This is a genomic window from Anaerolineales bacterium (genome assembly GCA_016928575.1).
Lineage (GTDB): Bacteria > Chloroflexota > Anaerolineae > Anaerolineales > RBG-16-64-43 > JAFGKK01.
Genome location: JAFGKK010000126.1, coordinates 1 through 8,222, shown reverse-complemented (window position 1 = coordinate 8,222; position 8,222 = coordinate 1). Strand labels below are relative to the sequence as shown.

Below are 8,222 nucleotides of genomic sequence, written 5' to 3'. Positions count from 1 at the left end.
TACCTGGCGTAAGCATTCGTCGTTGGGGTATGTTTCCCCGGACGAGTTTGAGCGCCGCCTATCCGTTCAGGCTTAACCTGGTGTCCGTCAAATGGGGGGAGCTCCATTTAGTGTTGTGTTCTAAAAAATCCGTATTTACTCAGCCCTCCCCTCCTATCCCATGGTCCTCCCCTCGCTTTCCCTCGCTTACCTCGGGACAGGCGCTCCGGGACGGGTTCGGGCACCTTTCCCGGAATTGCGCCGGGACCGGCTCCCCAGCCCCACAACAACGGAAAAAAAGAATGTAATTATTCAAAGCCATTAATCTAGAGAATTGGACTGGGAGAATGTATCCCGGAACGCATGTTCCGCGCGGAGCGCGGGACAGTGGCGGGAGGATGGGATGAGGGGAAAAAGAAAGTTGTTATTTCCGGGCTTTATATATTTCTTGCATCGGGGTTAGCAGACATAAAAATCCATTTATTATTATGATTCGTAAAAGGGGTGCCTGGAAAGCGAAAAAACGATCCTTAAATTCTACATAACAGCGCGAACTATGCTTCTATAGTATAGATAAAGCGGGACATAAAAAAACGGTTACTGTTCAGCTGGCGATTGTCATGCCGGCGCCCGCCCTCGGCGTGTTCTTTGGCGGGGGTGAAATTATCCGGCATCCAGTAAAGCTGCAAAAAATATTGGACCCCGGCTTCGAACCCCGCTTCCCCCGCTTTGCGAGGGCGGGCGCAGGGGAACCACGCCGGGGTGACGGACAAAACCTATAATACTGGTGATATTATGCTGAGATTATTCAGTCGAAATAAGCTGCCTGATAAGCAGTTACAAAAATCGAATGATTATTCTGGTCCTATCCGAAAAACCAAGGAGCAGAAAAAGGCCGATTCGCGCTCAGCGGCGAACAACCCAAGCGCGGCAAGGACAATCGCGAACCCGAATCACATGGTTTTTTCTGCGAACCGGATTTCTCAAGCGGTGTTCTGGGCCGCCGCGGCGGCTTTCCGCCGGCCGGCGGACAGGTCTTTGAAGAAGAACGGCGAATACAACAGCAGGCAGATCGCCGTCCCGATCGCCTCGATGCTCAGAATGTACCACGGCCAGGGGCCGAGCACGTCGATCAGGCTGGCCGTCTCCGGTTTGTGGGCGATAAACAGGTAGTTGCTTCCGGTCAGTTGGTTGAAGACGAAGATCACCGCCATGTAAACGTTCATCACCACCGCCACGCGCAGGAGGGATTTCGGATACGGGCGGAATTTTTCGACGGCGGTCATGTAGACCGCGCAGAGGATCAGCAGCCCGTGGGCGGTCATCGTCTGGAAGAACCGGTAGTGCGGAAAGCCGTATATCCCCACGTCGGGGGTGAGCAGCGCCTGGATCGCCGCGCCGATCCCCAGGAAATAGCTGAACTCGTAAATCGCGTAACTGCGGGTAATCAGCATGACGGCGCTGGCGAAGACCATGATCGAGCAGATGTGAAGCGGCAAGTTATACTGGAAGGTCCATAAACCGTAATGGATGTTCCAGGCATGGTAGGCCAGCTCGTTGCCCACCAGCCCGACGGCGAGGGCCCAGCGGGCGAGGGTTTTCATCGGCGGGGAAAACCGATCGCGGAGGGCGTATATCAGAATGCACGCCAAAAGGACCAGGATCAGGCTCGCCGCGTGCGGAACGTTGCCCATCTCAAAAGGAGGGCCGGCGTAATCGCTGGTAAAGAACTGCTCCATCCCGTTTCTCCATCCGCGCAGAATTAGGCGGAATATCCGGCGCCGCGGATTTCCACTCCCCGGATACGACAACACCGCCGGCGGACCGACGGTGTTCTTCTTCGGGACGAACCAAGGATTTTTACCCTTCCCCCCAAAGCCATTCCCACCAAATCCGCCAGTTAGGAACCGTTCCGGAAGAATCCTCCTCCGGTTCGGGGGTCGCCGCCGGCGCGGTCGGGGCGATCGGCTGGACCAGCACCTCGCCCGGCAGGACCATCTTGCCCTCGGCGCGGGCCCAGTCTGCCACGGCTTCGTCGGATTGCGCCCCGGCGATTTGGGTCGCCATGCGGTTGGATTCTTCCGCCAGCTGGGTCACCTGGCCGCCGATCTGGCGCTCCAGGTCGCGCAGTTCAGCCGCCTGGCTGATCCGGCGCCACAACTCGCCGAAGACCAGTAGGAAGATGACGATGGCGGCGGCGACGAGGAGTTTGCTCTTCCGCGAAGAAGAACCGGCGGGATTGGAATTGATCGTTTGCATTTTCTTGTCGCATAAATAATACGATGGAACGGGGCGCAAAACAAGAGGATCGCCCAACCCTAAGGGTTCCCAAGGGTTCCTGTCAACCCTAAGGGTTCCGAAGGGTTCCCAAGGGTTCCTGCCAACCCTAAGGGTTCCCGCGACTTGCCAATTCGCGCGTTTGGTGTATCCTCGGAGCAGGCCGGAGACGCCTGCCGGCGTCCTCTTTCTTGGAGCGGCGGCCGAATGGAGTTCTCGCGGCGGCCGAAAGGAGCGGGCAGCATGGAAAATAAAATCGGAAAGGTGACGCATTACTTCAACCACATCAGCGTGGCCGTGCTCGACCTCGGCGCCGAGTTGAAAGTCGGGGATACGGTCCGCTTCCTCGGGCACGGCGCCGACTTCACCCAGACCATCGCTTCGATGGAGATCGACCACAAGAAGGTCCAGTCCGCCGGTCCGAAGCAGGAGGTGGCGATGAAAACGGCGCAGCCCGTCCACGAAGGCGTTGAGGTGTTGAAGGTTTCATAGCCAATCCGCAATCCCAATCGGTATGCATGATTTCCTGCGGGGGGAACAAACGGATGCGGGAATAGAATCCGCCCGCCGGAGGCTGCCTCCGGCGGGCGGTGTGGTTGACTCCGAATCGGGCGGCCGGGTGGAATTGCCGGGGTGCCCGCTTCTACTTCTGGCAGTGTGGGCAGAAGTAGCAGGTTCCCCCGAGATATTGGATCTTCTGGATCTTCTTCCCGCATTCCGGGCAGGGCCGGCCGGCGGCGTGTTTATCCAGAATCCGGATGTACCCTCCCGGGCAGCCGAACAAATCGGTCTCGTCGTTCCGTCCCCCCATCCGGATGGCTTGTTCGACCGTCGACCGGATCGACAGATAAAGCGTTTTTATCTCCCCGGAACGGAGTTGCTCGACCGGGCGGCGGGGATGGAGTTTCGCACGGAATAGGATGTCCTGCGCGATCGAATTCCCGAGGCCGGGAATGAGTTGATCCTGCGTCAGCAGGCCCTTGGCGCTGTGCTTCTGGCCGCCGACGACTTCCTTCACCAGTCCGGCGAAATAATCCGGCGTGAAGTCCTTGTCCAGCGGGGTCGGCCGCATCCCCCGAATGTACTGCCGCTCGAGCTCCTTGCCTTTCTCGTAGAGTTCCATCGCCCCCCACATCGCGGTGGTGACGGTAAACGACGAACCGTCTTCGAAAGCCAGGTGGAGGTGGTATTTCTTCGGCAGCGGCGAGCCGGCGGGGTGCAGGAGCGCCTTGCCGCCGAACTCGCCGAGTACGAGCTCGTATCCGGGAAGGAGGGGAAGGAACAGCCACCGCCCGCGGGCGGTGGCTTTGCCGACCTTTTTCCCGCGCGTCAGCTTCTCGAACTCGGCCGGTTTACGGTTGTACCAGACGAATTTGTGGGGCGAGTTTCCCAAACTGCCCCGGCGGATCACTTTTCCCGTCAGGGCTTCGTTCATCTGCACGGACAGATTGACGACTTCGGGTAGTTCAAACATGGGTCTTTTTCCTACGTCCGGGAGGAATTGATGGGATTTTCAGGAAATAATCCGGATTTGAAAAAATTTTTTCTTCCCGTCTGCAAATCTTTTGTAATAATTCCATTCATCCAATTCTTTTTCTATTTTCGTTTCGAGCTTGGTCGTTTCGCCGTTTGGATGAGCTTTTTGGGAGTCATCGCGGCGATGCTCTCGCCGATCAACTCCAGGGGCAGGTCTTCGAGTTTGCGGAAACGCACGCACGATTTGCCGACGTCCATCCGCTTGCCGCTTTTGCGGTAAGCCGCTTCGAATTTGCGCCGCGCGGCCTTGTCGCCGTAAATCCCCATCAGGTAGAGCGCCATATGATTCTTCTGGGAGGCGAGAGCCGCATAGAGCAGGGGTTGTTTGTTGTACGTATCCGGATGCGTTTTCAACGGAACTTGGTAGGCGATCATCCCCCAATTGACCGCTTCTTCAAACCCCCGGGGAAGGTTTTTAAGGATGATCCGCCGCACGGCTTCGATCGCCGTCCGGCGGTCGGCCGGCAGACCGGCCAAGAATCCGGCGACGGTTTTCGCCTGTGATCGCATACGGGCCTCCCGGAACGGCCAAAAAAACCGGATAGGAAAGATGGGATGGAAGGGTCGGCGGATCCCGTCCGGAAAACCGGTTTAGCGGATTTCCAGCATCACCACCGACCCGGCCGGCAGTTCGATCCGCAGCGCGCCGTCCCGGATCGCCGCGCCTTCAAACGGAACGGGCTTGACGGCATCCGGCGCATCCGGCGTGTTGCAGCGGTTGATCGAATCGGCCGCAAGGATCCGGCCTCCGACCCGCACGGGTTCCATCCCGCGGACCTCGGCCGGGAAGGCGAACGCGCGACCGGGATCGAGATTGCATAGGGAGAGGTGGATCGCTCCGTCGTCCGATCGCGAGGCCGAGGCGTGGACGGATGGGATCGCCCGCTTCCCGAACCGGTACGGGGCGCAGGACACGGCGACCGGCAGCAGGGTCGAGTCCTGGTGGGCCGCGTACATTTCGAACACGTGATAGGTCGGCGTGAGGATCAGCATCCCGCCCTCGGTCAGGATCGGCGCCTGCAAGACGTTGACCGTCTGGGCGATGTTGGCCATCCGCACCCGGTCGCAATGGCGGTTGAAGGTGTTAAGGGCGATTCCGGCGACGAGCGCGTCGCGGAGGGTGCTCTGCTGGAACAGGAATCCGGGATTGGTGCCCGGCTCGACGTCGTACCACGCGCCCCATTCGTCGACGATCAGGCCGATCCGTTTCTGCGGATCGTAGCGGTCCATGATCTTCGCGTGTTTGGCGATCATCCCGTCCAGGAGGAGGATCTTCCTGAGGGCGGAAAACCATTCCTCCTCGCCGAATTGGGTCGCGGAGCCCTTGCGCTCCCAGGTTTGGGGGACGACGTAGTAGTGGAGCGAGAGGCCGTCCATGAACTTGGCCGCCTCGCGCATCAACACTTCGGTCCAGCCGTATTGGAAATCGCAGGCACCGCAGGCGATCTTGTAGAGTTGGTTTCCCCCGAAATTACGGCAATATGTGGCATAGCGGCGATACTGGTCGGCGTAATATTCCGGGCGCATGTTCCCGCCGCAGCCCCAGTTTTCGTTGCCCACGCCCCAAAAGCGGACCGGCCAGGGCGCTTCCCGGCCGTTCGCCCGTCGCAGTTCCGCCATCGGGCTCTTGCCGCCCAGCGTGATGTACTCCACCCATTCGCCCATCTCGCGCACCGTCCCGCTGCCCATGTTTCCGCAAATATACGGCTCGCAGCCGAGCTGTTCGCAGAGGTCCAGAAATTCGTGGGTGCCGAAGCGGTTGGTTTCGATCACGCCGCCCCAGTGGGTGTTGACCATCGCCGGGCGCGATTCGGCCGGGCCGATCCCGTCGCGCCAGTGGTACTCGTCGGCGAAGCAGCCGCCGGGCCAGCGCAGGACGGGGATGCGGATCCGGCGCAGCGCCTCGACCACGTCGGTGCGGATCCCGCGCACGTTGGGGACGGCCGAATCCGGTCCGACCCACAAGCCGTCGTAGATGCAGCGGCCGAGGTGTTCGGCGAAATGGCCGTAGATGTGGCGGCTGATCTTCGGGCCCGGACGGTCGGCGCGGATGATCATTTTTTCGGTCGGCAAATTTCACCTCGCTCCGTAAAGAGATTTTACCGCAGAGGCGCGGAGAGCGCAGAGGTTTTCTTCTTATCCTCTGCGTCCTTTGCGTCTTTGGGCCCGCCCACCGGGGGCGGGCTCTGCGGAAAGGTTTTTACCGCGGCAGTTCCAGCACCATCGCCGTGCCGTAATCCGGCGCGGTCTGGACTTCCAACCGCCCGCCGATCATCGCCGCGCGCTCGCGCATCCCCGCCAGCCCGAAGTGCCCCTGCGCCACGAAGCGCGACAAATCCGCGCCGCCGTGAATCCCCCGCCCGTCGTCGGTGACCGTCAGGCGCAGACGGTCCGGATACTCCGTCAGGCGCACCTCGATCTCCGAGGCGTCCGCGTGCTTCACCGCGTTGCGCAGCGCCTCCTGGGCGATGCGGAAAACCGCCACCGCGGTTTCGTCCGGGAGGCGAATCTCGTTTTCGGGAACCTCCAGGCTGAGCGAAGTCCGGGTGTCTTTGGCGGTTAATTCGATCAGTCCCTTGAGCGCGGCGGCCAGCCCTTGCTGGAGCAGGGGAGGGCGCAGGTCGTGGCAGATGGCGCGCAACATATGCACCGCCTCGCCGGAGCGCACGGCCAAGCCGGAGGCGGAGTCTTCCCGGACGACCGGCTCGTTTTCAAGCGCCTTAAGGTCTCGGCTGATCGCGCACAAATCCTGGAGCACGCCGTCGTGCAGGTCGCGCGCCAGTCGCCCGCGTTCGTCCTCCTGCGCCGCCACCACCTTCCGGTATAGCGAGCGGATTTCCTCCGCCGCCTGCTGCTCCTTCCGCGCGAAGTGGAGGGATTCGAGGATGACCGCCGCCTGCCGGCTGAGGTTGGTCAGGCAGGAAAGGTCCGCGGGCGAAAATTGAATTCCGCCGGAGCGCTCCCCGAGCAGCCACATCCCGCGCAGCATGGCGCCGCGCATCAGCGGGACCCAGGCTTTGGTCCACTCCAAGCCCGCCGTCCCCTCGCGGATGATTTCACGGAGCCTACCCCGGTCGGCGCGCAATGCCTCGCCGCTCGAGGTCACCCAGCGCACGCCGGCATGGCTGACGGGCAGGCTCACGGCGCCGCCGAGCGGATCCTTCAGCGTGAACTCTTCCGGCAGAAGCAGGACCGCCCGTTTCACCCCGAACTCGCGCGGAATATCCGCGGCAAGCAGGACGGCGAGCGATTGTTCCTCCAACGCTCCGGCCATAAGCCGGCCGTAGCGGACCAGCAGTTCCGCGTGATCGACCGGCTCGCCGTACCGCCTCCGGTCGAGTGTGAGCCGAATCCTGCCGGCGACCCATGCGCCGAGGGCGAGCGTGATCCACCCCAGCGCAATACCCGACAACAACATCACGGCGTCCACTAGCATGAATATGAGCCTTTTTCCATGTCACCCGAACGCCTTCCGAACGATGGTTTCACGACGGAGGGCAGTGAAGAGTCTGAATATGCATCGGGAGATGCTTCGTTCCCTTGGCAAAGTCCGCGCCAAAAGCGGTCGCTCAGCACGACAACCCTAGATCAGCCGGCGCTCGGCCGCCGCCTGCAACGCTTCGTGGCGGCTGTGCACGCCGAGCTTGGCGTAGATCGCGCTGAGGTGGTTGCGCACCGTGCCGGGGGAAATGTGCAGCGATTCGGCGATCTGCGGATTGGGCAGGCCGCGGCGGGCCAGCCGCAGGATCTCGATCTCCCGCTCGGAGAGCGTTTTTTCGGATTCGCCGGCGCGGGTGATCTCCGCCAGCGCGTCGTGCGCCTGCGGGCTGAGGTAGATCTTGCCGGCGGCGAGGTCGTGGACGATCCCGTCGATGCGCGAGACGTAATCGTCGTCCTTCAAGATATATCCGTACACGCCGGCCTGGAGCAGCTCGCGGACGAGCGCCGGTTCGAGGTGGGCGCTGATGACGCAGACTTTCAGATCGGGGAAATCCGCACGCAAGGCGCGCACCGCCGTCCGGGCGTCGAACTCCGGCTCGAGGAAAAGGTCGAGGAGCAGCACGTCGGGCGAAGAGCGGCGCACCAGGTTCATCGCCTCGCCCCCGCGGCGGGCTTCATCCACCAGGCGGATGTCGGGCGTGCGTTCGAGCAGCGTGCGCAAGGCGATGGCGACGTGCGGGTGGTCGTCGACGATGGCGACCCGGATCATGGCCGCGCCTCCTTCAGAGCGCTTTGAAAATCATTTTACCCATAAAAACGGATGGATTCCAACCACTAAAAGCACAGAGGGGCACGGAAGAAAGGAAGGGGAAAAAGCTCCGTGATCCTCCGTGTTCTTCGTGGAGAAAGGGGTTCAATCCACGGAGGGCACGGAGGGGCACGGAAAATGCTGGGGGCAAAAAGTCTCCGTGATCCTCCGTGTTCTCCGT

At 61.4% G+C, this 8,222-nt stretch carries 8 protein-coding genes; 1 reads left to right on the top strand and 7 read right to left on the bottom strand.

Translation table 11 applies throughout. From position 1 onward, the window contains the following. Positions 1 to 962 precede the first annotated feature (962 nt). Both JW929_15045 and JW929_15040 read right to left on the bottom strand, forming a co-directional pair. Entirely contained in the window at positions 963 to 1,718 is a 756-nt protein-coding gene (locus tag JW929_15045; GenBank protein ID MBN1440721.1) for a TIGR02206 family membrane protein, read from the bottom strand. 121 nt (positions 1,719 to 1,839) lie between these two features. Then, positions 1,840 to 2,238, bottom strand: a complete 399-nt coding sequence (locus tag JW929_15040; protein MBN1440720.1) for a hypothetical protein — start codon at positions 2,236 to 2,238, stop codon at positions 1,840 to 1,842. A gap of 261 nt (positions 2,239 to 2,499) precedes the next feature. Here JW929_15040 and JW929_15035 point away from each other — a divergent pair, with 261 nt between their 5' ends. Beyond that, positions 2,500 to 2,748, top strand: a complete 249-nt coding sequence (locus tag JW929_15035; GenBank protein MBN1440719.1) for a hypothetical protein — start codon at positions 2,500 to 2,502, stop codon at positions 2,746 to 2,748. Positions 2,749 to 2,899: 151 nt separating this feature from the next. Here JW929_15035 and JW929_15030 read toward each other — a convergent pair whose 3' ends face one another. The 5 genes from JW929_15030 to JW929_15010 all read right to left on the bottom strand — a co-directional run bounded on the left by JW929_15030 (position 2,900) and on the right by JW929_15010 (position 8,002). Further along, on the bottom strand, positions 2,900 to 3,730 hold the full coding sequence (locus JW929_15030; GenBank protein ID MBN1440718.1) for a hypothetical protein: 831 nt from the start codon (positions 3,728 to 3,730) through the stop codon (positions 2,900 to 2,902). Positions 3,731 to 3,852: 122 nt separating this feature from the next. Continuing rightward, the gene (locus tag JW929_15025) at positions 3,853 to 4,302 is read right to left on the bottom strand and encodes a DUF1801 domain-containing protein (GenBank protein ID MBN1440717.1); all 450 of its coding nucleotides are present in this window, start codon (positions 4,300 to 4,302) and stop codon (positions 3,853 to 3,855) included. Positions 4,303 to 4,383: 81 nt separating this feature from the next. Further along, a complete protein-coding gene (locus JW929_15020; GenBank protein MBN1440716.1) occupies positions 4,384 to 5,850 on the bottom strand; it encodes an alpha-N-arabinofuranosidase in 1,467 nt (488 codons plus the stop codon). Positions 5,851 to 5,992: 142 nt separating this feature from the next. Further along, positions 5,993 to 7,228, bottom strand: a complete 1,236-nt coding sequence (locus tag JW929_15015) for a sensor histidine kinase (protein ID MBN1440715.1) — start codon at positions 7,226 to 7,228, stop codon at positions 5,993 to 5,995. 147 nt (positions 7,229 to 7,375) lie between these two features. Beyond that, the gene (locus tag JW929_15010) at positions 7,376 to 8,002 is read right to left on the bottom strand and encodes a response regulator transcription factor (GenBank protein MBN1440714.1); all 627 of its coding nucleotides are present in this window, start codon (positions 8,000 to 8,002) and stop codon (positions 7,376 to 7,378) included. Positions 8,003 to 8,222 lie beyond the last annotated feature (220 nt).